Genomic DNA, 23,385 nt, shown 5'->3' on the forward strand with positions numbered 1-23,385 from the left:
CGACAGCAGTTGTCGCACAGTTTTTTTAGCCGCTTTATTTTTATAAGGTTTTATATTATAGTTGTTGAGTCAAGCAAAAATAACACGACAAACCGTTAACCCTCGGGGCGCAACGCTTCACTTTTTAACTGAGTTGTCTTTAGCAAGCATTTTTAACAATGTTATTTTGGTTTACTTCTAAACCACTTCGCCTGCAAAAATCCAAACCTAAGCCCCAAAAAATATATTGATTGATAATTAGAAAAGCTGAACAGAAAAACGCTCGTTGATTTTAATTTTTTAAGCGTAATAACGATAAAAAAAAGCAGCTTTACGATAATGACCAGCTACGGCTAAACAATTATAAAAAACGCCGAATCCTACATTCTAAAACCGATTAACTTATTTAACTTTATAGCCAATGATGTCATTTAATTAAATGGCGAACAGACTCGGCTGGCTTAAAATTGCGCTTAACAAAGCCCAAAAAATAAGAAAGCACGAAAAATAATACGAAAAATACTGCAACGAACAAACCAAAATCAAAATAATAAGGATATGACGATGACAAAGTTAACGTATCAATTTGAGCAAAAACGCATAAACAATGTGCAGTGGTCGGATGGCGCAAAACTGTCTGGAATAACGGCACTGGCGAGTGATGAGAAAGGGCGCGTACGTAAAAGCCCATTGTTTTATCTTGAAACGGTTTCGATAAACAATTATGAAGACGATGTGTATTTTGTCAATAATACCGATGATACCTTGAGCTTTGTCGCGCCGTTTAGGCTGTGCCGGAACATGAATGATGCAAGGGCTAAGCTCGGTGATGCCAGTGCTGAAAATGTGAAAAAGGTAAAACTGTATAGCGATGATATCGAGTATTTATATACAGACATTTTACCGAAACAAGCGGTGCGTATTGGCAGTACGCATATCATTTATGATAGCGATGCGCTGATACAGTGGTTTATTAGTGTGCCTTATAAAGGCATTGATACGCATTATGGTATTTGGCAGTTTAATGTGGTGGAGAAGGGCGGAATTGGCGGGTCTTATCCACTACTGTGGGAGGATTTTAGCAAGCCCTCGCACGTAGTGAGCAGTGATTGTGTGACTGAGCGTGATGAGATGCCGATAGAGCCTTCACTTTATGACGAGCGCTGCTCGGTGTTGGAGCAATTTATCGATCAGTATGGCGTGACTGAAGCCATATTTATCTTGGCTATTAATGATGTGCTCTATCGCTACTCTGTGGGCTGGAGTGCGCCCTACAGTGAGTCTGATATTCAGGCAAAAGATATTGCGTGTAAATTAACAGCGCAAAAGCCAAAAGATACTGAAGCGGTAAAAGCCATTATCCAAGCGGTTTATGATTTTTGGTTTGGTAAAGGTTTTGCGAAAAAAACTTCAATGCAAGCTTGTGAGGAGATTTTGAGTTTATACCAAGCGCAAATTGCCAATCAAAAAGCGGTTTAAATAATAGACCAAATTAATAGCAATAACTCTAAATAATAATGAAAAAAGGAGAGAGTTATGATGTTTCCTATCGAAAATAATGATACCTTTTTACTGTTTTTCCATGGTCTCGATTCAAGTTGCGAGACCAGTAAATACACGTGTATCACACGTGAGCCGAAATATTGTCAAACGGTCAATTATCGCGAGAATTTTGCAGAAATATTTGAAATTTACGATGCTTTAATTCAAGAAAAAATGCAAGAATATCCACGCGTGGTGCTGGTAGGGCATTCGCTTGGTGCGTGGTTTGCCAATCATTTTGCCCATAAATATAACTTACGCGCGCTCTTGATTGCGCCTTGTATTTATCCAAGTGACGTTTTAGCGGACCGTATTCCAGCCGTGGTGGATATGAAACTGTCGTTTCCAACATCAAACACTGAGATGATGCGAGTGATGGTGGAAGTCGACGATGAGAGTTTGGATGTAGCGGTTGCTAGGCGAACTTTGGTTAATCTGCCTGATAGCTGGGAAGTCGATTATTTCGAAGGTGGTCATCACCGTATCGCTCGCAGTAGCGATATTTGGTATCACTTGGTCCATCTGTGTGAAGACCCTATCGTTTGGATGGATGAGGCGACGTATCATGGGGAAGATTAGAATATTTGCGGATTAAAAAAGAAGTCATGATCGCGTATTTATTTTTTATGGGCTGATGTGCTATCATCATTGGATAAACTATCGTGGGTTTAACAGTTTTGTCCTCGTCATTTATTACAAATCACCAAGATTGCGATTGGTGGCGGCGTACAAACCTTGCAACTTCCAGCACGATATAAAACAATCCTGGTAAAGCGCATGAGCCTGTACTCCGACATCCTCATTTGTGCCTGATTTTATACTTTTTCGTCGGAGTTATAGGAATATAAGGTCTTCATCATCATGAGCCAGTCTGCCAATCCATCCACATATACCCGCCGTTTTCAGCCGTGCCATCCTCTCGCACAATACGTCATCGCGCAAATAGAGACGTTAGAATATCGCGCGCAATATATTGTCAAAGCCATGGGTTACCCTTTAAAGCATACCATGCCTGCTTGCGAGCGCTTACGTCATGTGCTGTCTAATAAACATCTTGGGCTTGATGGCAGCTATATGGATAAATATTTTAGCGCCGATGAGTTCTTAGCCAAGCTATTTTTGGTGCTCGATTTGCCTTATGAGCCATTTGCAGAAGATATTGCCCAGATTAAAGATGAGGTTGCACAGGGTTCTGTGCCGCAGCCTCGCTATCGTTTATACGCCGATGTTGATTTTAAGTTTGATGACAACGCCAATTGGTTGTCTCGTTGGGGCGCCGCACTTTGGACTCAGGTAGATTTGCCGAGCGGATTTGCCAAACTGGATGAAGCTGCGCGTAAAAACATTATTAAAAATAGTATCCGCGCGCATTATCAAGAGCGTGGGGCTAATGTGCCGTACGATGGCGCTATAAAAGGCTATCGTTTGATTATTGAACTGCAAGATAAAGAAGTCGATAGAGTCGAGTATGACTTACCAAAATCTAAAAGTGTGTAATAGCCTAAGCGATATTCATTCCATCATTCTAAAAAACCATTCTCACAATGCTTTAAATTAAATGTCATCTTAAACATCATCTTAAACATAAGCCTCTCTATTTTTATGATAGTGAGGCTTTTTTGTCTCGCGTAAACCCTTTTAAGACTCGAGGCTACCATTGAAGGCAAGTACGGTCATTGTTATGATAAGTAATATCAACATCAAAACTGTCACAATCACTTCTAAAATACACATGTATTAATCCTGAAATAATAACTTTTAAGTTTAAAACGAAAAAGTTAATCAAACTGCGAAACATCCCTATGACTCCCTCGACTTCCTCTTATCCTCGTTTGTACTCTTTTCGTCGCTGTCCTTATGCCATGCGCGCTCGCCTTGGGATATTATTTGCCGAGCGACAGGTAGAACTGCGCGAGATAACATTAAAAAATAAACCGCCACAAATGCTAGCGATTAGCCCCAAAGGTACGGTACCTGTGCTGCAGCTTTTAGATGGCACGGTGATTGAAGAGAGTAGAGAGATAATGATATGGGCGCTTACGCAGCAAGATGCGCAAGGATTGCTTGCTGCCCAGACTTTGCTTGAAGCAAATGCGCTGATTGATAAAAACGACAATGAGTTTAAATATTGGCTCGATCGCTATAAATACGCCGACCGGCATCTTGAGATGAGTCAAGCAGAGTATCGACAACAGGGTGAGGTTTTTTTACAAATGTTAGAGGCGCTATTAAATAAAAACCCTTATTTACTGGGGGGGCGCATAACCATTGCTGATATCGGTATCATGCCGTTTGTGCGTCAATTTGCGCATGTGAATCGCAAGGTTTTTTACGATTTACCTTATCCAAATTTGCAGCGCTGGCTACAAGACTGGCTCTGCCATCCGCTTTTTTTGCAAACAATGACTAAGTTTGAGCCGTGGCAAGAAAAAGATGACGTAATGGTTTTTCCTGCCGCTTTCATCGAGCGTCATTAGTGCTATGATAAAATCTCTCAATTACATATAAGAGGTTGCCATGACCGTTGATCTCAATAGCCGCTACGGCTTGAATCCTGCTCATAGTGAAGTCGTAGAAGCGTGCCAAATTATTGAGCCGTGCGCTGCGCTCGACATGGGCTGCTCAAATGGGCGCAATGCTTTATATCTTAGCCAACTTGGGTTTAATGTGACGGCGATAGATGCCAATCCTAGCGCTATAAGCATGCTACAAGACATTGTTAAACAAGAAGGACTTACAAACCTCAAAGCTGAAGTGTACGATATCAATCGTGCTAGCCTTGATGCCGATTATGGTTTTATCAGCTGTACGGTGACTCTGATGTTCCTTGACCCCGCGCGCGTTGACGCTGTCATTGCCGATATGCAAGCGCATACGCTGGCCGGTGGTTATAATTTGGTTGTGTGCGCTATGAACACTCAAGCCTACCCATGTCCCGTTAATTTTCCATTTACCTTAGACGAAGGACAATTACGCGACATGTATCAGGGCTGGGAGTTGATTAAATATAATGAAGACGTCGGCACGATGCATAACGGCGCGCAATTACAGTTTGCCACCATGTTGGCACGTAAGCCCAGTTAAGCAATGTTAGACAATAAATCTTAATCAGAGCACATTAATCATACTATTAATTTAAAAGGCTGCTAACGCTATATTTACCATAGCGTTAGCAGCCTTTTTTAATGGATGGCTTACAAGTGCGGTAGTCATATACTTTGTTGTCTTTAAGAGCAGAATTTCACAAGCATATACAGCAATAACAAACGCGCTATACAGCGGAGCAGTCGTTTTTTTAATATACTTATACTTAGAAAAATGACACAATAAAAAAGCATAATGGAAAATAACATGGATTGGTTCAGTATTTTTATTTATGACACCACATGGTCTTTTGCGGCAGAAATCGCCATACGTACCATTATCATGTTTTGCCTGATTATTTTATTATTACGCTTTACGGGTAAGCGCGGTATTCGCCAACTCTCTATTTTTGAGTTAACCATTATCTTGTCATTGGGCTCTATCGCGGGCGACCCGATGTTTACAGAGGATTTGCCGCTGATTCAAGCAGTGCTCATCATGAGTATCGTGCTGCTACTGTATCGGTTTTTTACTTGGTGCTCGACAAGGTACAAAATTTTTGAGCTTATATTGGAAGGTAAGCCGACTTGTATCGTCGAGGATGGTTTGTTGGTCTTAGAGGACGTCAAAAAGGGCAAGATGTCGCACGATGAATTCTTTTCAGAAATGCGCCAAAAAGGTGTGCGTCATTTAGGCCAAGTGCAGGTAGGGTTGCTCGAAACAGATGGTGATTTTAGCGTGTTGTTATTTGAGCCTGAGAAAACGCAGTATGGGCTACCCATTTTTCCTAAAGAATTTCAGGCAGCAAAAGTGTTAGAAAAGGAACAACCTTATGCCTGTATGCATTGCGGTTATATCGAGAATATCTCAATGCTAGATGAAGTCTGCCATCGCTGTCATCAGTCAAAAGGATGGGCAAAAGCGCTCAATACCAAGTTTGTAAATTAAGCAGTATGACTGGTGACCACCTCAATAATACTTTTACAAATAAGGCTGTTTATGCTGCGTAGCTTTTGCTCAGGTTCGCCGTGGCACAGGCTGCGAAAATCATAAATCTCGCCTTGATAGCCGATACAATAAAAAAACGTGCCAACGGGCTTATCTTTAGTTTCAGAGCCGCCAGGCTTTAACAGTCCCGTACAGGCAACATGTAAGTCGGACTCAAACAATTTTTTGGCTTTACTGACCAGCTCGCGCGTCACCTCTAACGACTCAGGCGTACAATCCTCAATTAATTGGCTGGGTACTTTTAATACCTGCTTTTTTATCGCCACGTCATAACACACCAAACCACCCATCAATACATCGCCAGAATATGGACTGACAGAAAAGCGATGCGCTAAATATCCCGCGGTCGCGCTTTCAATAAACACCACCGTCAATCCTTTATCAGCGAGTAATTTTGCACAACTGTCGGTCACACTATTCTCCTTTTCTTTATTAAAGCTCGTAAAATAAAAACAACCATTATTCACTTAAACTATTACAGTACTTTGCTCATAAATATGCAATTTATGGTGTGATGAATTTGCGTAACCGTTTTTTAATATTTGGCTTTTTTATTCATTTTAATTTAGTTTTGGTTATTGGATTTTGTAATAGATATAAATGATATAAAATATCTGATAGGTAAGCGGTTTTTAGCTTAGACTAAAGAGAAGGCGCTCTGAATACGATTGATCACCCTATAAATGGGCTTTTAGGTGATAGCTATGTTTGCATTTGATATCAGTCTGAAGATTTTAACCTACCATGCCTTTCAGCTCGGCATTGCTTTTATACTGTCGCTACCGATTGCCCTTAATCGTGAGCTTGAAGACAACGGTGCGGGACTTAGAACCTTTCCTTTAGTGACGATTGCCTCGTGCGCTTTTATGTTGGTAGGTATGGATATCTATCAAGGCTCGGACGCAGAAGCTCGTATCATGTACGGTATCATAACTGGTATGGGTTTTATTGGTGGTGGGGCTATTTTTAAAAACGAGAATGGGGCAAAGGGCACGGCAACCGCCGCTGGGCTATGGAATACAGCGGCAATTGGTATCTCGGTCGCCTATGGGCGCTATGAAATTGCCATTATCCTATCAGTCGTTGGATTTATCATTTTGCAATTCTCCAAACCCTTTAAGCCAAAGCATAGGCGCAAAGATTGATAATTAAGCTATTTAATATGATTGGATAAAAGATATTAGACATAAAATAAGCGAGAACCATGATGGTCTCGCTTATCTATTGCGTATGGCTATGCAGTTTACAAGCTTAAACTTATTGCACGCCCTCTGCCGGTGTTTGATCGAGATTTGGATTGTTTTCATTAACAACCACAGCATCAACGCCTTTTTCTTCATCTTCTGCACCATCTACACCAGAATAATAGGTTTGATCTCCATCATTCTCGGTCGCGTCAGTAGAGGTGGCGGTAGTGTCTGTAGAAGTGGTCGCCGTGGTGGTCGAGGTTTCGTTGTCTGTCGTAGTGGCTACAGGCGCCATTTCGTCAGCTTGCGTATCGGTAGACTGGACGTTGTCATTGGTCGTGGTCATGTCGGTAGTGTCAGGCTCTGTACTAACATCCGTTGCATCTTCTCTTTCGTTGCTGCAAGCGCTAAGCCCAATCACACTGGCTAATAAGGCTATCCATAGTTTGTTTTGACGCTTTTTAGGCGTTACTGATGTTTTCATTTTCATATCCTTGTTATTGTTTTTGATTGTCCGCTTATAATAAGATTTAGCCAGATTAGTGGTTTATTCGTCTATGCTTGATTATTGAAAGACCTGATAATTAAACTGACAGTATGCCTAAATATAATAAAGAAACTTAAAAAATTCAGGTGAATAAAGGTAAAGGTTTGTCAATCTGTGTATCATATATTCTTTAAAATAATTTATAAGTAACTAAAAAAAATACATTATGAATCCCGATAATAAAATCCCACTTGCTTTTAGAAGGTATCCTTCGACCACAGCGCTACAATGCTTTGAGACAGCGGCGCGACATTTGAGTTTTACCAATGCGGCGCAAGAGATGCATATGACGCAAAGCGCTATCAGTAAACAAGTCGCGCAGCTTGAAGAAATGCTGAATCTGTCGCTGTTTTATCGCACCCCGCATCGCATCTCTTTAACGCCGGCTGGGAAGACTTACTACTTAGAAGTGCTCGAAATCCTCAAACATATTGAGGCGGCGACCACCAGCTTAATGTCAAACAGTGATAATTCAGAAGTACTGAAAATCGTCTCGCATCCAACTTTTTGCTCGCGCTGGCTGATGCCGGCATTAAACGGCTTTGGGGCAGCAAATCCACTGATTAATTTAACCATTAAAGAGCTGGCGGGGCCGTTTTTTTCTGAAGATCAAAACGTCGATGTAGCGTTTTTATATGGCGATGGGATTTGGGGCGGCATGGAGTCGATTAAGCTGTTTGATGAGTATAATGTTGCCGTCTGTCATCCGGATTATTTAACAGACAAAGCCGCATGCATGGGTGATATAGGCAATATAGATAATTGCACGTTATTACAACTCAGCTCACGTCCTAGCGCTTGGTATGAATATTTTAGACAGCAGGATATTCGTATCGATGGTACCTTTGTTGGCCCGCGCTTTGACACCTTTCATACGACTATTTCGGCGGCACTACTTGGCTATGGTATTGCACTGGTGCCCCTGCGTTTGGTTGCGCCAGAGCTCCAATCAGGCGCTCTGGTGACAGCATGGCGCTATGCCTCAAAAGGCAGGGGAGCTTATTATATGTCTTACCCTTTAGCCATGGGCAACTCGCATAAAATCAAGGTCATTATAGAATGGATTTCAGCTTATCTTGCTAAGTCAAAGGAGCCTACGCCAGACTTGGATTTTATTTTGTAATATAGGGCAGATTGGAACTTTTTAACGATTAACCCTGTGAGCTTTTAACCCTTTAGCTATTAACAAGGTTAAAAGCGACGTTTGCAAAAGTAAAGTTTGAAAAGATAGCAACGCACCGGCCTTGAGCCGGTTTTTTTTGTCAATGTTAAACATGGCAATAATAAGCATGGCAATGACAAAAAGGAATGACATCACAACTATTATTCGTTTGCTGATAGGGGAGCAGTTTGCTCAAATGAGTCTCATCAAGGAAGATAAGAGACCACCATGGAGCAGCTATACAACGTCACCGATGCCTTTACGATGGTGCATCCGCTGACATTAACCAAAGGTAAAAATGCCAACGTTTGGGACGATAAAGACCGTTGCTATATTGATTTTGTCGGCGGTATTGGGGTCTTAAACCTTGGTCATTGCCATCCTCATATCGTCAGCGCGATTATCTCTCAAGCGCAGTCGCTGATTCATTATGCTTATAACGCCGCCGCTCACTTGCCATACCAAACCTTTATGCCAAGACTGTGTGAATGGATTCCTATTAAAGGTGAGCTTGCAGGCATGCTCACCAACTGCGGCGCAGAAGCCACTGAAAACGCTATAAAAATCGCCCGTATGCAGACCGGACGCACTGGCGTGATTGCCTTTGATGGTGGTTTTCATGGGCGTACACTGGCGGCGGTTAATTTAAATGGTAAGGTCGCGCCTTATAAGCGCGGGCTAGGGCCATTGTCCGGCGGCGTTTACCATGTTCCTTTTCCCAGTCCTGATAACGATATCAGTGATCAGCAAGCGATCGCGGCTTTAGAGCGTCTATTTGCGGTGGAGACCGACGTGGCTAATATCGGTGCCATTATCGTCGAGCCAGTCCAAGGCGAGGGTGGGTTTCAGCTGCTGTCCGCATCATTTGCCCAATATCTACGCAGCTTTTGTGATGAGCATGGCATCTTCCTCATCATGGATGAGATTCAGTCGGGGTATGGACGCACAGGTACGCCTTTCGCCTTTACGCATTTAGGGGTTGAGCCTGACCTGCTATTGCTCGGTAAAAGTATCGCCGGCGGCTTGCCACTTGGGGCGGTAGTAGGCAAAGCTGGCGTGATCAATGGTCTACCAAAAGGGAGCTTGGGCGGGACCTATTCAGGTAATCCGGTGGCGTGTGCGGCGGCAAATGCGACTTTGGATATCATGCAAGACGAGGAGGTCTGGCAATCAGCTCAGCATTATGCCAACACCATTGAAAATACTGTCAATGGATGGCAGCAGCAAAACCTCTCTGCATGGCTATATGGACTGACAGGAGTTGGCGCGATGCGTGGTATCGAGCTGCGTCACCCAACTTATGGCACGCATCCAAGTGTGATGGCGCATGTCTTAAAACAAGCGCGCGAGCAGGGCTTGCTGTTGATGCCAAGTGGTAAGCATCGACATATTATTCGCTTATTGCCGCCGCTGACGATTGAGCCTGAAACCCTAACAGCGGGTCTTGATATTTTAAAAGCGGTGCTAAGCGGTATTCCTAATGAAATGCCAAAGCTGTAGATGCTAAGAGCTACTGAAAGTTGCTGTGAGCGACTGTGAATTTTTGTGCTTTGCTAAGAATTTCTGAGACGACTATTTTTATCTAAAAATATCTTAATTAAAAAGGATACATACTTGTGAACCCTACCTTTATCAATAGCGATGATATTTGCCACGATTTCTCTATCGCCATGTCAGAGATGTACCAAAAAGAAGTACCGTTATATGGTGACCTCATCGATTTGGTGAGCGAGGTAAATACCGATGTATTAAATAAACAGCCTGATATCAGACAGCAACTTGACCACACCGGAGAGATTGATAGGCTAGGTATGGAACGCCATGGCGCGATTAGACTGGGCACCGCCGCTGAGCTGAGTATGATGCGCAGGCTGTTTGCGGTCATGGGCATGTACCCTGTTGGTTACTATGATTTGGCGCCCGCTGGCGTGCCTGTACATTCTACGGCTTTTCGAGCGATTGACACGCAGTCTTTAAATAAAAGTCCGTTTCGCGTTTTTACTTCTCTACTGCGTCTTGATTTGATAGATGATGAAGCATTAAAACAAGAAGCGATTGGTGCTTTGGATAAGCGCACTATCTTTACAGATAACGTTGTTAATTTAATTAAGCGCTTTGAGGAGCAGGGCGGGTTGACGGCGGAAGACGCTAAGCAATTTATCAAAGAAGCATTAGAAACCTTTCGCTGGCATGACAAAACACCCGTCTCAAAAGCGCTTTATCAGCAACTATTAAGCCAACACGGACTTATTGCTGACGTCGTTGGTTTTAAGGGCCCGCATATCAACCATCTGACGCCCCGAACCTTAGATATCGATGCGGTACAAGCAGGTATGCGAGCAAAAGGCATACCACCAAAAGCCATTATAGAAGGGCCACCGAGACGGAGATGTCCTATTTTATTACGTCAGACCAGTTTTAAAGCGCTAGAAGAAGCGGTTAGCTTTAAAAATCCTAACGGCGGCTATGAAACGGGGCATCATACTGCGCGCTTCGGTGAGATTGAGCAGCGCGGTGTGGCTTTAACGCCCAAAGGCAGAGCGCTGTACGACCAATTGCTTAGCCAAGCTCGTCATCAGCTAGGCGTAACGCCAAATGCCGATAACGCCTCGGAGTATTATCAGGTTTTAGAAAGTGCATTTGCAGCGTTCCCTGATGATTATCAAACGCTGCATGATGAAGATTTGGCGTATTTTTACTATCAAGCAGTTGGTAGCGATGCAGATATAGTCGTTGCTGACATTGAACAGACACTAGATTCTTTAGAAGTAGAAAGTATAAATGATTCTATATCAAAGCAAGTGGTTACTGATTTGCTTGAGCAAGGAATGATTCGCCTAGAACCTATCGTTTATGAGGATTTTTTACCCGTCAGTGCGGCGGGGATTTTTCAGTCCAATCTGCATGACGACAGCACAAACGACAGTGCAAACGGCAATGAAAACGGCGGCAAACAAAGTAAGGGTGAAGTTCATACCAATAAAGAAGCGTTTGAGCATGCCTTGGGCGCTCAGGTGTACGATGAGCTTGAGCTTTATCAAACGCTGCAAGCGCAAAGTCTCAAAGCCTGTTTGGCGAATCTAAATAGTAAAGCCTTAAATGGTGTTATCTAAAACAGTGATAGATAAGTGGAACTATTAATGAGCATTCCAAAAAGGAATGGCAGTACGAAATTAATTATTTTGCAACTTAGCTGGGTGCAAGTTAAGTTAATAAGTCTTCAAGGAAGTATAAATTAATAAAAGGGATGGACTATGATCAAGCAGTATATGGCCGCGATGGGCGTCGAAGAAGCGCAATATCAAAATGGTGATTTTGATGTCAATAGCCCGATTGATGGCTCAGTGATTGGCAGCATAACCTTGGACAGCGTTGATGAGGTCAACACCAAGATTGCCAATGCTAAAAAAGCTTTTAAAGAGTGGCGCGTGGTGCCTGCGCCAAGACGTGGCGAGCTGGTGCGCCTGCTCGGTGAAGTGCTGCGTGAGCATAAAGAAGACTTGGGCATGCTAGTGTCATTTGAGGCGGGCAAGATTAAAGAAGAAGGCCTAGGCGAAGTGCAAGAAATGATTGATATTTGCGACTTTGCCGTCGGTGTGTCGCGTCAGCTTTATGGTTTGACGATTGCGTCAGAGCGCCCAGGCCATCACATGCGTGAGACATGGCATCCGCTCGGAGTGATTGGTGTCATCTCAGCCTTTAACTTTCCCGTTGCGGTTTGGTCGTGGAATACCGCACTGGCTATCGTCTGCGGTAACCCTGTGATTTGGAAGCCATCAGAAAAAACCCCGCTTGTCGCTTTGGCCTGTCAGGCATTGTTTGAAAAAGCTTTGGCTAAATTTGGCGATGCGCCAGACCATCTATCGCAAATCTTACTCGGCAAGACGGATGTCGGTAACGCCTTGGTTGAGCATAAAGATGTTGCTTTGGTGAGCGCCACCGGCAGTACGCGTATGGGCCGAGAAGTCGGGCCAAAAGTTGCCAACCGTTTTGGTAAATGTTTGCTTGAGCTTGGTGGCAACAACGCCATGATTTTGGCACCGACGGCTGACTTAGATCTTGCACTACGCGGCATTTTATTCTCCGCGGTTGGGACGGCAGGTCAGCGCTGTACGACATTGCGCCGTCTATTTGTGCATGAGTCTATCAAAGACGATATCCTACCGCGCATCAAATCCGCTTATGAGACCGTCAGTATCGGTCATCCACTAGAAGGTAATCTTGTCGGTCCACTGATCGATGAAGACAGCTTTAATAATATGCAAGCGGCGTTAAAAAAGGCGCGAGAAGCGGGCGGCACGGTCACGGGCGGCGAGCGCGTCCTTGCAGACAAATATCCTAACGCCTATTACGTAACGCCTGCCATTGTCGAGTTTGACGAGCAAAACGATGTCGCCAGAAGCGAGACGTTCGCGCCCATTCTTTATGTCATGACCTACCAAGACTTTGACGAAGCGATTGAGATGCAAAACGATGTGCCACAAGGCCTATCATCATGCGTATTTACCAATGATTTGCGTGAGGCGGAGATTTTCCTCAGTGATCGTGGTAGTGATTGCGGTATTGCCAACGTTAATATCGGTACCAGTGGCGCTGAGATTGGCGGGGCGTTTGGCGGTGAAAAAGAAACTGGCGGTGGCCGTGAATCTGGCTCTGATGCGTGGAAAGTCTATATGCGCCGTCAGACCAATACCATCAATTACTCAAAAGAGTTGCCACTTGCCCAAGGCATTAGCTTTGGTTAATAAAAAGGTGAGTACAGACTTTTGCTAATTTGATGTATTTATAAATAAACTGCCAAGCGTACTTTATAGAAGCTTGGCAGGCTAAAAATGATAAGCAATCAAGGATTGGTTGCCACTCCCATCGACGACTACTAAGGAAGGTAGAACTATTATGATCGATGATAAAACGTATAAACCCGATATAGACGGTTATGACCCATCGTCTAGCTTTTTACTTGATATCGCGCCGCTTGTATTGACTGCCATCATTCTGATGATACAGTTTTTCGTCTTCAAAGATTTCACCCCTCACATACCTTTAGCCTGCGGTATTTTAATCACCGGTTTATTTATGAAACTGCGTGGCCGTAGTTGGCAAGGTATGGAAGAGCGGTTTTTAAAGGTTATTAAAATCGGCTTGCCAGCGATGATTATCCTGATGGGCGTCGGTATGCTCATCGGCTCATGGATTATCGCCGGAACCGTGCCGACCATTCTGTACTACGGCTTTAGTATTTTCTCGCCTTCCTCGTTTTTATTTTCCGTCTGTCTTATTTGCGCCATTATTTCTGTCGCTACGGGTACCTCGTGGGGCACGGTTGGTACGGTAGGTCTTGCGATGATGGGAATTGGCATGGGACTGGGTCTTCCCGCGCATCTAACAGGTGGGGCTATCGTCTCCGGTGCTTTTTTTGGCGACAAAATGTCACCGCTATCAGATACCACTAACTTAACCCCAGCCGCGGCGGGTGTAGACCTTTGGGATCATATCAAAGGTATGCTGCCGACGACCGTGCCCGCCATGATTACGGCGTTGGCGCTCTATGCTTGGATTGGTATGGGTTATGGTGACGATAGCATCGATTTGTCTTCTATTCGTGCATTGCAGGATAACTTAGCGGCCAATTACAATTTAAGTATCATCACCTTATTGCCAGCGTTAGTGGTGATTGTCGCCGCTGTGATGAAAATGCCAGCGATACCGACCGTATTAAGCGGGGTGCTGGTAGGCTCAGTGATTGCCGTCTTTATGCAAGGCGTGGGCGTGAGTGATGTTTTTAATGTTTTACAAAATGGCTTTGTCAGTGAGACGGGTTTTGAAGTGGTAGATCAATTGTTGTCAAAGGGCGGCGTCATGTCGATGACATGGGTCATTACCTTGACCATTTTTGCCCTTGCTTTTATCGGTTCACTTGAGCACTACGGCACGCTCAAAGCCATTATGGCCAAAATAGATAAAGCGGTGAAGTCGCGTATCGGTCTGATTCTTACCACCTACGCCAGTGTTCTTGGGGTTGGGACGTTAATCGGTGATGTGTATACGACATTGGTATTGCCAGGACGTTTATTACAAGACAAATATAAAGACATGGGCTATAAGCGCACAACCTTGACGCGTTCTATTGAAGACACTGGTACGCTTTTGTCACCCCTTATCCCGTGGAATATGGGCGGTAGCTTTGTGGCAGCGACACTTGGGATAGCAACATTGACTTATGCACCTTTTGCTTTTGCGTGTTGGTTATCGCCTTTATTTGGACTGTTATGGGCGTTCCTTGATAAATTTATACCGCGCGAAGAGCCTGAAGTAAAAAAGGTCGACGTTGCTTTTTCTGTCAATGAAGCGCGCTAATAAAGGAAGATGATATGTTGCAAGAGCAGTGTTTATGGAATATAACCGCGCCTAATATTGATGCTTATAGCCAAATGAGTAGCGATACCCAAGCGGCGGTGTGCATCATTGGCGGTGGATATACTGGATTGTCAGCGGCGATTCATCTGGCTGAAAAAGGCGTCAAGGTTGTCTTACTTGAAAGCCAAACCATCGGTAGTGGCGGCTCGGGAAAAAGCGTTGGGCTCGTGAACGCCGGCACTTGGGCGCGCCCTGATGACTTGAATATCAGTCTAGGTGAAGTGGCCGGTGAGCGTTTGACCCAAGCGCTTGGACAAGCACCAAGTTTGGTATTCGATTTAATCAAACGATATGATATCGACGCGCAAGCCACTCAAGCGGGCAACCTTCACATGGCGCATAATGCCAAAGGTGAAATCGATGTCGATATCAGATACGAGCAACTGCGCCGCCGCGGTGCCAATGTTGAGGTATTGACTGGCAGCAAATGCCATGAATACTGCGGTACCACCAGTATCAATAAAGCCTTATTAGACCACCGCGCAGGTACCATCAATCCGCTGGCGTATGTTAGAGGCCTTGCCAAAGTGGCCACCAATCTTGGTGTGACGATCTATGAGCATTCTGGCGTTGAAGCACTAGAAAAAGTAGATGGTCATTGGTATGCAAGAACCGCCAAAGCGCGCGTCAAGTCTGAGCGTGTCATCATCGCTACCAACGCCTATAGCGAAGGCGAATGGACAGAAATTGCCAAAACTTTTTATCTGGTTTATTACTATCAAATCGCCTCAGAACCGCTGAGCGGCGAGGCGGCAGAGCGCATTTTGCCTTATAAAACAGGGGCATGGGATACCCGCTTGGCATTATCGAGTTTCCGCCGTGACGATGACAATCGCCTATTATTGGGCACGGTTGGTGGGACGCAGATGAAACCAAAATCCTTTTATCAAGCGTGGGCCAATGCGGTGCAAAAGAGCTATTATCCAGATCTGCCTGCTTTTAATTGGCAATATGAGTGGTGCGGTAGCTTTGGCTTTACCCAAGATCATATCTTTCGCGTGATGGAGCCCGATGAAGGTTTGCTGACCGCGACCGCCTATAATGGTCGCGGCATCACTACCGGTACGCTCATGGGTAAATGCTTTGCCGAGTATATATTGACTGGTAATAGAGACAGTATTCCCATTCCCTTTAAGACGTTAGAAGAAGCGAAAATCCCTTTTGCAGGCATTAAATCTGGCTTTACGGAATTGGGACTGACTTTATACCACGCTGGTCAATGCCTTAAAATTATCAGATAGCATGTTTATTTACATAGTGTGGTTATTTACTTAGTTAAAATTTGCCCAAATACTTATAAATATCATAGCCAATATGGCCGTTGTTATAAGTCATACATTTAAGCTTATCGCTGAGATTATTTATTGATGAGAGGTTAAAAAACTTGCCCCAAACAACATTATAAACCGTGATAAAAGCTTTAATAAATGGCGGGTTGATTGTTAGGTTTTTTAGTGTCACATTTAGGGATTGTTAATAATAAAATTACAGGGCGGTTTAAGGATTATTATGCGAATTTTAGATATGCAGATGGTAAAAGAACAGCTGACCATGTCGATGGCAATTGAGGCAATTGAGACGTTACTCAAAATGCAAGGCGAGCATCCGACGTGGGTCAAAACGCCTGAACGCTTGGTCATACCAACTTTTGATGAAAGCAGTACAAAAAGCTCTGGCAGCCATTTATCCATGCCGGCAGTGGTATTTGACGGTACTAATGAATATGCAGTCGTCAAGCTGGTCACTATCTGCCCAGACAATCCTAAGCGTGATAAACCAACCACCATGGCCAATGTCACGGTCTCTGACAATGAAACAGGAGAGATGTTGGCCTTTTTGGATGGGGTCTATATCACCCAAGTACGCACTGCGGCACTGTCCGGTATCGCAACTAAATATTTAGCCAACACCGATAGTCAGGTGGCAGCAGTGGTCGGTACAGGCGGCATGGCGTATGAGCAGCTTAATGCCATCCTGACGGTACGTCCAAATATCAAGCAGGTAAACCTTTGGAATAGAACCGCGCAAACGGCGCATCAGTTTCAAGGTAAATTTAAACAAGACTACCCACAATGGGAGGTTGATTTTATGGTTTGCGATGATATTGACGCGGCTATTCAAGACGCTGATATTATTAATTTGGCAACGCGCGCGACGTCAGGTTTGTTCGAAGCGGCGCAGATAAAAGCCGACGCTCATATCAATGCCGTTGGTGCCTATCAAGCATCGATGAAGGAAGTCAGTAACTCGGTGATAGAGGCCAGCACGTCTGTCATTATCGATGATGCCGAGGGCGGCTTGCATGAAGCAGGTGATTTGATCCAAGCTCATGAAGACGCTGACAGTAATTGGACATGGGATAAGCTGACGGGGACGTTAAGTGATTTGGTCAATGAAAAAGTGCAAATTGACCTAAATGCCGATAAAGGTATCACGCTGTTTAAGTCGGTTGGCGCGGCAAGCTTCGATGCCGCCGTCGCTTTAAAGGTTGCTCAAAAAGCCAAAAAAGACGATTTGGGCCAGTTTGTTGCGTTATAAAAGCTGGCTGCTATTAAGGTAACAGTTTTTAAGACAACGATTTTTAAGACAACGATTTTATTTTGGTCTAACGATCTCGAAGAGTATTGATATGCGCTATGACGTGATTGTAGTTGGGGCAGGCATCGTAGGAACTTCTATCGCGTGGCATCTGCAAAAAAACAACGCGCAGGTACTCTTACTTGATAAAAAGCCCCCAGGAGAAGAAACCTCCTATGGCAATGCGGGCATTATCACCAGAGAAGCGGTCAACACCAAACCTTTTCCGCGAAGTGCTAAAGAGATTTTTAGCGTATTGCCCAATAACCGTACCGATATTCGCTACCGCTGGTCAGCGTTATATGGTTTTCAGCGCCCTTTATTTCAGTACTGGCAGCATTCCAGCCCAAAAAATATCGAAGTCATCGATAAAGAATGGGCGACGCTGATTGAGCATTGTACCAATGAGCACGAGCCGATGATTAAAGCGGCTGGCGCAGATGCCCTGGTCAGTAAAATAGGCTGGATTGAGCTTCATCGTAACCCTATGCATTTTGATAAAGCCATTACCAAAGCCGTAAAGGCCGCGGAGCAAGGCGTAGAATATCAGGTGCTATCACTAATAGCGCTGCAAGCGCTGGAGCCTAATCTGAATGTTACCGATTATATTGGCGGTATCCACTGGAAAAACTCGTGGCAAATAAAAAATCCCAGCGGTCTGGTAAAAGCCTATGCAAAAAGTTTTGCAGCGATGGCGGGCGAGGTCAAGCAAGTAAGTGTGACAGCTATTATGCAAACGGCAGAAGGCTGGCAAGTTGTATGCGGCGATGATACCTATGTCTGTCAGCATGTCGTCATTGCAGCTGGGCCTTGGTCAGCTGGGCTTATCAAGCCGCTGGGTTATCATATACCGATGTTTCCTATGCGTGGCTACCATCAGCATTTTAAGGTCACGCCCAAAAACGCCCTTTCACACAGCTTGTTCGATGTCGATAAAGGGTTTGTGATGGGTGCAATGGAGCAAGGTATCAGAATTACCACGGGTGCTGAAATGGCAAGATTAGAAGCCCCGAAGAATTTTGCCCAACTAGAAGCGGTGCTGACTCATGCAAGAAAACTTGTGCCACTTGAAGATGCCGTGGAATCTGAAGCATGGTGCGGGACAAGGCCTTGTATGCCAGATATGAAGCCAGTGATTGGTCCTGCATCAAAACATGATAACTTGTGGTTTGCGTTTGGTCACGCCCATCAGGGGCTGACATTGGGGCCTGTCACAGGACGTCTTATCGAAGAGATGATCCATAATAAGCCGTTATTTATCGATGCTAAGCCCTTTAGTAGCCATCGTTTTACTGCTAGTTTTTAACCGTTTTCCAAAGCGACTTCCTCCCTTTCCTGAGTCTCCTATCTTTCTTTTTTGCATCATGCTTTTTATTTTCATTCCTACTGATTAATAAGCAAGATACGGTGCTTTCTCGTAGCGCTTATGGCGTGCCGTTAATATCATTGCTAGTCATTCAAATACTTTTACCTAGTTCACAGGTGAGGTTTTTTTTTGAAAAACCAAAACGCCTCACGCAAAAAATAATATCGCCCCATGAAATGCACACCCTAATGGGGTATCATAGCTATCCTAAAATTAAATGAATCGCTCAAAGCAGCATTGATAAAGCAGCATATCAATTCTCTTAACCACACATTTATACCAGACCATTGATATAAGGCGTATTGCCATGCAACAAAGACAGAATCCTATCGAACAAACGCCAAGCGCGGTAGAGCATCAACCGGTATTTATGCCTAGAGTCAATAGTGACAATTTGGTCAAAACGGACATGGTGAGGTTTGAGCGCCATGTGGGGTTTGCCAGTAGACAAAAGAAAAAATCCATCAATGATATGCATCAAGTGATTCGCAAAAAATATGGCTTTAGCCATGTCTTAGAGCTGTCTAGCAAATCTGGCAATAAATTGAGTTTTCCGCTTAGTCCATTAAGCTTAAAAATTACCAATGAGCATGACGGTCAAGCCTATAGTGTCGAAAATGCTTTGCAAGCCAGTAAAGTATTCGAACACGGTGGGCCGTATCCTGACTTATTGACCGTCGCACCAAGACAGGCCAAAAAAGACGAGCGTTTAACAACCTCTGGTGAGCTGATTGGCTATGATTATTTTGGCATGGAGTGGAGCCTTGAGCCATTGACTGCGTTTTATGATTGGCTGTATGTCAATGCGCTCAAGCAAAATCCTCAGCTGCATGAAGAGGTTATGCAGTATCAAGCCTTTACTGATCGTGAGTTTAATCCCAAAAAATCTATCCATTGTGCGGCCTATTCACTAGCGATGTTTGTCGCGCTCAATAAACGTGGTTTGCTTGATGGCGTCGAAGACCCGATTGTGTTTTATGATTTATACCATGACTTTAAAGTCAGTAATACGGCTAAACTTCTGGAAAATGGTTTGCTGTGATTGGTGTTTTTAATTAAGTTATTGAGCATAAAGAAAGTTAAGCATAAAAAAAGCACCGAGCTTGCATGGCTTGGTGCTTTTTGTTTTTAGCGTGGAGATTTTTATTTCTAATTCATAGCCAGTACTTACAGCAACTCTTTACGCAGCTGGGCAGGCGTTTTAGGCGATAACAAGCTAGGTGCGACATCGAGGACGGTTTTTGCGCCACTCTCTCCTGCTTGATTCATTTTATAAGCAGCGCGGGCATAAGCCACGAGCACGCTGGCGGTAAATTCAGGGTTGCTGCCAAGCTTTAACGAAAACTCTAATACTTGGTTGTTTTGCGCATTATCCATACCGCTTACGCCACTGCGAATAACGAATCCGCCATGCGGCATTTTTTGATGGTCACGCTCAAACGTCTGCTCGTCAATAAAGTGCACTGTGGTATCGTAGTCGGCAAAGTAATCCGGCATGGTGACGATGGTATCACGTACGCTATCGCTATCGGCGCCATCGGCGAGCACAATATAGCATTCACGGGTATGTTTCTCGCGAGTACTCAGGGTTGGCTGCTCACCATTGCGTACTTTTTCCATCGCAGATTCTGAAGGAATGGTATATTGTACGCCAGATTTGACGCCATCCACGCGGCGTACCGCATCTGAATGTCCTTGGCTTAAGCCTTTGCCCCAAAAGGTGTAGGTTTCGCCAACGGGTAAAATGGCTTCGCCGTATAAGCGGTTGATAGAAAATAAACCGGGATCCCAACCGACCGATAGCATGGCGACTTTATTGGCTTTTTTGGCAGGCGTATCAAGCGCGGCAAAGTACTCAGGAATTTTGGCGTGAGTATCAAAACTGTCGACGATATTAAACAAACCAGCAAGCGCTGGACCTTGCTCAGGCAAATCAGACTTAGAGCCGCCACACAATATCAGCACGTCTATATCGTTTTTATATTGGGTAATATCGTCCATCGCGTAAACGGGCACGCTGTCGTCAATCAGAGTGACGGAGGCAGGATCGCGGCGGCTGAATACACAGACTAGATGCATGTCTGGGCTTTGCTTAATGGCGGCTTGCGCACCGCGGCCAAGGTTACCGTAACCAGCGATGGCGACTCTAATTATTGATGTCATTATGATTAGCCTTACGTTGATGAAGCGGACAGTCCATTACTGCTAAAGTGATACGTAACAAGTAGAAATGCTATGTAATTCATATCTATTGTGAAGTAAAGTATGCGCAGTAATCTGCCCTGTAATGAATAACTGATTGATAGAAATGGTATCTATTTTAGAGGATTATGTTTACAAGTGATAGGGCGCTGTCATACTAAATTTCAGATGAGGTTAAGTATGTACTTTACATAATATGACTGCCTCAATGAGTCGCCAAGTTGTTTTCAGTAATGATAAATAGGTTTGGGTTCATCTCTCTTAAAATAGATACTGAATTTCCTATATAATGTCAGCCATCTCGTTATTGATCATTCATTCAATTCAGTCTTTTTCTTAGCACAAAAAGCTTTTTATTAGGTGAAAATGGCACTTTATGTTTAACACTTCCTCGACTCGTTTAAATAAATATATTAGCGAAAGCGGTATTTGCTCTCGGCGCGACGCTGACCGCTTTATTGAACAAGGTAACGTTTACGTCAATGGCAAACGTGCTCAAGTAGGTGCGCAAGTGGTTGCTGGAGATACGGTAAAAGTTAACGGGCAACTTATTGAGCCACGAGAAGCAGACGATTTCATTTTTATTGCGTTGAACAAACCAGTAGGGATTGTAAGCACCACAGAAAGCTCTGAGAAAAACAATATCGTTGATTTTGTTGGACATAGCGACCGTATTTTCCCGATTGGGCGTTTGGATAAAGACTCTCAGGGTTTGATCTTTTTAACGAGCAATGGCGATTTGGTTAATAAGGTGTTACGTGCGGGTAATAACCATGAAAAAGATTATGTGGTGACAGTCAATAAGCCGATCACCGATAGTTTTATTGAAGGTCTAGCAGGTGGCGTACCTATTTTGGGCAGGATGACGAAAAAGTGCCCGGTGACTAAGGTAGCGCCTACCGTGTTTAATATTACGCTAGTGCAGGGTCTAAATCGTCAAATTCGCCGTATGTGTGAGCATTTTGGCTATGAAGTCGTAAAGCTTGAACGTACGCGGATTATGAATGTGAGCTTAAAAGGTATTCCGGTTGGAGACTGGCGAGATTTAACCCCAAAAGAGTTGTCCGTTTTACTGAAATCTATAGAAGACTCTTCTTCAGAAGACAATACTGCTGCTAAGAAAACGCGTAAGTCGCCACAAAAAAAGCCGCGTACTGATACCTCCTCAAAATCAAAAGAATTTTCAAAACCAGCGGGCGCAGCAAAGGGAAATGCTAAACACTCCAAAGATGGCGCTAGAAAACCAGCGGGTTCTAAAGGTAAAGACAGGCGTCCTTTTGGTGATAGCAAGAAGCCTGGTGGCAAGGGGAAACCTGCTGCAAATGGCAAGCGCCCAGCAAAAGGTCGAGGTTCTTCGCGGTCCTCAAAACGATAGAGCAATAGGTAATGACTTTTGATGAAGGGGAGTATTCAAGTTAGGTTAGTAACCAAACTAAGTAGTGATATAATGCCCCGATAATCGATATTTTATGAAGGGTTTACATTATGGCTCGTACTGCTAGCGCCTTACATATTTTAGTAAAAGACAAAGAACTGGCTGATGACATTATGGCCAAACTTAAAAAAGGTGCGCAGTTTGACGTGCTGGCTAAGAAACACTCAACCTGCCCATCAGGTAAAAAAGGCGGCAACTTAGGTGAGTTTAAAAAAGGTCAAATGGTACCAGCATTTGATAAAGTTTGCTTTAACGGCGAACTTTTTACCCCGCATCTAGTGAAAACCAAATTTGGCTGGCATGTGGTCAAAGTGCTTTATAGGACGTAAGCGTTAGGCTTTTTCTTTAATAATACAGACAATAGAGGTTACCTAAAAAGCCAGACAACTTTGAACTGTCCCCCATAAGTTGGACACAACTTCTGGGGGGGGTTATGAGTTACGATCTAGACTTTAAGATCAAAGTCATTGCATACTACAGGGAAGAACATAGTAGCGGTGCGACAGGTGAGAAATTTGGACTTGATGACAAGATGATATCTAAGTGGGTCCAGCAATGCTTTATCAAAGCGTTGGTATAAACGCCATCAAACCTAAAATCGGTAAAGCTAAATACAGTAGCGACTTTAAACATCAAGTACTAACCACCATGCTTACGCAAGGGTTAAGTCAATCTGAGACGGCGCTAATATTTAATATCAGCTCACCTGCGCTCATCAGTCATTAGCATAAAGCTTATCGTCTCTATGGTATGTCTGGACTCACATCCAAATATAAAGGTAGTAGCATCATGACCTTTACTATCACAGACAAACCCGATAATGAAAAGGCGCCAGCAGAGTTCAAACGTGAACTACAATATAGTCAGTTCAAAATAAAA

Annotated in this window: 22 protein-coding genes; 19 read left to right on the forward strand and 3 right to left on the reverse strand. The window is 44.0% G+C overall.

Going from position 1 to position 23,385, the window contains the following annotated elements; genetic code table 11:
* Positions 1 to 543: 543 nt before the first annotated feature.
* From B2866_RS04595 to B2866_RS04620, 6 genes are all read left to right on the forward strand, one after another.
* Positions 544 to 1,458 (forward strand): hypothetical protein, encoded by a 915-nt coding sequence (locus B2866_RS04595; RefSeq protein ID WP_296191097.1) that lies wholly within the window; start codon positions 544 to 546, stop codon positions 1,456 to 1,458.
* A 57-nt stretch (positions 1,459 to 1,515) separates the two neighbouring features.
* The gene (locus tag B2866_RS04600) at positions 1,516 to 2,100 is read left to right on the forward strand and encodes an alpha/beta hydrolase (RefSeq protein WP_296191099.1); all 585 of its coding nucleotides are present in this window, start codon (positions 1,516 to 1,518) and stop codon (positions 2,098 to 2,100) included.
* Positions 2,101 to 2,382: 282 nt separating this feature from the next.
* Entirely contained in the window at positions 2,383 to 3,018 is a 636-nt protein-coding gene (locus tag B2866_RS04605; protein WP_296191101.1) for a hypothetical protein, read from the forward strand.
* 305 nt (positions 3,019 to 3,323) lie between these two features.
* A complete protein-coding gene (locus B2866_RS04610; RefSeq protein WP_296191103.1) occupies positions 3,324 to 3,998 on the forward strand; it encodes a glutathione S-transferase in 675 nt (224 codons plus the stop codon).
* Positions 3,999 to 4,038: 40 nt separating this feature from the next.
* Positions 4,039 to 4,605 (forward strand): tellurite resistance methyltransferase TehB, encoded by a 567-nt coding sequence (tehB, locus tag B2866_RS04615; RefSeq protein ID WP_296191104.1) that lies wholly within the window; start codon positions 4,039 to 4,041, stop codon positions 4,603 to 4,605.
* Positions 4,606 to 4,872: 267 nt separating this feature from the next.
* Positions 4,873 to 5,553, forward strand: a complete 681-nt coding sequence (locus tag B2866_RS04620; protein ID WP_296191105.1) for a DUF421 domain-containing protein — start codon at positions 4,873 to 4,875, stop codon at positions 5,551 to 5,553.
* Here B2866_RS04620 and B2866_RS04625 read toward each other — a convergent pair.
* Positions 5,550 to 6,026 carry a CinA family protein gene (locus tag B2866_RS04625; protein WP_296191106.1) on the reverse strand — a complete coding sequence of 159 codons (477 nt, stop codon included), beginning with the start codon at positions 6,024 to 6,026 and terminating at the stop codon, positions 5,550 to 5,552. The genes B2866_RS04620 and B2866_RS04625 overlap by 4 nt on opposite strands.
* A gap of 291 nt (positions 6,027 to 6,317) precedes the next feature.
* Between B2866_RS04625 and B2866_RS04630 the strand changes: the two genes are divergently transcribed.
* Complete coding sequence (locus B2866_RS04630; protein WP_296191108.1) at positions 6,318 to 6,758, forward strand: MgtC/SapB family protein; 441 nt, start codon at positions 6,318 to 6,320, stop codon at positions 6,756 to 6,758.
* Between the two features lie 112 nt (positions 6,759 to 6,870).
* Here B2866_RS04630 and B2866_RS04635 read toward each other — a convergent pair whose 3' ends face one another.
* Positions 6,871 to 7,284 (reverse strand): hypothetical protein, encoded by a 414-nt coding sequence (locus tag B2866_RS04635; RefSeq protein ID WP_296191110.1) that lies wholly within the window; start codon positions 7,282 to 7,284, stop codon positions 6,871 to 6,873.
* Between the two features lie 229 nt (positions 7,285 to 7,513).
* On the opposite strand from B2866_RS04635, the gene B2866_RS04640 reads away from it, so the two are divergent.
* From B2866_RS04640 to B2866_RS04680, 9 genes are all read left to right on the forward strand, one after another.
* Positions 7,514 to 8,470, forward strand: coding sequence for a LysR substrate-binding domain-containing protein (locus B2866_RS04640; RefSeq protein WP_296191112.1), 957 nt, complete (start codon positions 7,514 to 7,516; stop codon positions 8,468 to 8,470).
* Between the two features lie 267 nt (positions 8,471 to 8,737).
* On the forward strand, positions 8,738 to 10,009 hold the full coding sequence (locus B2866_RS04645) for a 2-aminoadipate transaminase (protein WP_296191114.1): 1,272 nt from the start codon (positions 8,738 to 8,740) through the stop codon (positions 10,007 to 10,009).
* Between the two features lie 116 nt (positions 10,010 to 10,125).
* Complete coding sequence (gene hglS / locus B2866_RS04650) at positions 10,126 to 11,622, forward strand: 2-oxoadipate dioxygenase/decarboxylase HglS (RefSeq protein ID WP_296191116.1); 1,497 nt, start codon at positions 10,126 to 10,128, stop codon at positions 11,620 to 11,622.
* Positions 11,623 to 11,763: 141 nt separating this feature from the next.
* The gene (locus B2866_RS04655; RefSeq protein ID WP_296191118.1) at positions 11,764 to 13,254 is read left to right on the forward strand and encodes an aldehyde dehydrogenase family protein; all 1,491 of its coding nucleotides are present in this window, start codon (positions 11,764 to 11,766) and stop codon (positions 13,252 to 13,254) included.
* A gap of 151 nt (positions 13,255 to 13,405) precedes the next feature.
* Positions 13,406 to 14,866, forward strand: a complete 1,461-nt coding sequence (nhaC, locus tag B2866_RS04660; RefSeq protein WP_296191119.1) for a Na+/H+ antiporter NhaC — start codon at positions 13,406 to 13,408, stop codon at positions 14,864 to 14,866.
* Positions 14,867 to 14,880: 14 nt separating this feature from the next.
* Positions 14,881 to 16,167 (forward strand): NAD(P)/FAD-dependent oxidoreductase, encoded by a 1,287-nt coding sequence (locus B2866_RS04665; protein WP_296191121.1) that lies wholly within the window; start codon positions 14,881 to 14,883, stop codon positions 16,165 to 16,167.
* Between the two features lie 268 nt (positions 16,168 to 16,435).
* Entirely contained in the window at positions 16,436 to 17,464 is a 1,029-nt protein-coding gene (locus B2866_RS04670) for an ornithine cyclodeaminase family protein (protein ID WP_296191123.1), read from the forward strand.
* 91 nt (positions 17,465 to 17,555) lie between these two features.
* Complete coding sequence (locus B2866_RS04675; protein ID WP_296191125.1) at positions 17,556 to 18,809, forward strand: NAD(P)/FAD-dependent oxidoreductase; 1,254 nt, start codon at positions 17,556 to 17,558, stop codon at positions 18,807 to 18,809.
* A gap of 388 nt (positions 18,810 to 19,197) precedes the next feature.
* Positions 19,198 to 19,911, forward strand: coding sequence for a DarT1-associated NADAR antitoxin family protein (locus B2866_RS04680; RefSeq protein WP_296191133.1), 714 nt, complete (start codon positions 19,198 to 19,200; stop codon positions 19,909 to 19,911).
* Positions 19,912 to 20,036: 125 nt separating this feature from the next.
* Here the strand turns inward: B2866_RS04680 and B2866_RS04685 are convergent, their stop codons facing one another.
* Positions 20,037 to 21,032, reverse strand: coding sequence for a diaminopimelate dehydrogenase (locus B2866_RS04685; protein WP_296191128.1), 996 nt, complete (start codon positions 21,030 to 21,032; stop codon positions 20,037 to 20,039).
* 415 nt (positions 21,033 to 21,447) lie between these two features.
* Here B2866_RS04685 and rluF point away from each other — a divergent pair, with 415 nt between their 5' ends.
* The 3 genes from rluF (at position 21,448) to B2866_RS04700 (ending at position 23,232) form a co-directional block, all read left to right on the forward strand.
* Positions 21,448 to 22,446, forward strand: coding sequence for a 23S rRNA pseudouridine(2604) synthase RluF (gene rluF / locus B2866_RS04690; RefSeq protein WP_296191130.1), 999 nt, complete (start codon positions 21,448 to 21,450; stop codon positions 22,444 to 22,446).
* A 110-nt stretch (positions 22,447 to 22,556) separates the two neighbouring features.
* The gene (ppiC, locus tag B2866_RS04695) at positions 22,557 to 22,835 is read left to right on the forward strand and encodes a peptidylprolyl isomerase PpiC (protein ID WP_193031961.1); all 279 of its coding nucleotides are present in this window, start codon (positions 22,557 to 22,559) and stop codon (positions 22,833 to 22,835) included.
* Between the two features lie 226 nt (positions 22,836 to 23,061).
* The gene (locus B2866_RS04700) at positions 23,062 to 23,232 is read left to right on the forward strand and encodes a hypothetical protein (protein ID WP_296191131.1); all 171 of its coding nucleotides are present in this window, start codon (positions 23,062 to 23,064) and stop codon (positions 23,230 to 23,232) included.
* Positions 23,233 to 23,385 lie beyond the last annotated feature (153 nt).

This window comes from Psychrobacter sp. UBA3483 (assembly GCF_002377905.1).
In the GTDB taxonomy this organism is placed as follows: Bacteria; Pseudomonadota; Gammaproteobacteria; order Pseudomonadales; family Moraxellaceae; genus Psychrobacter.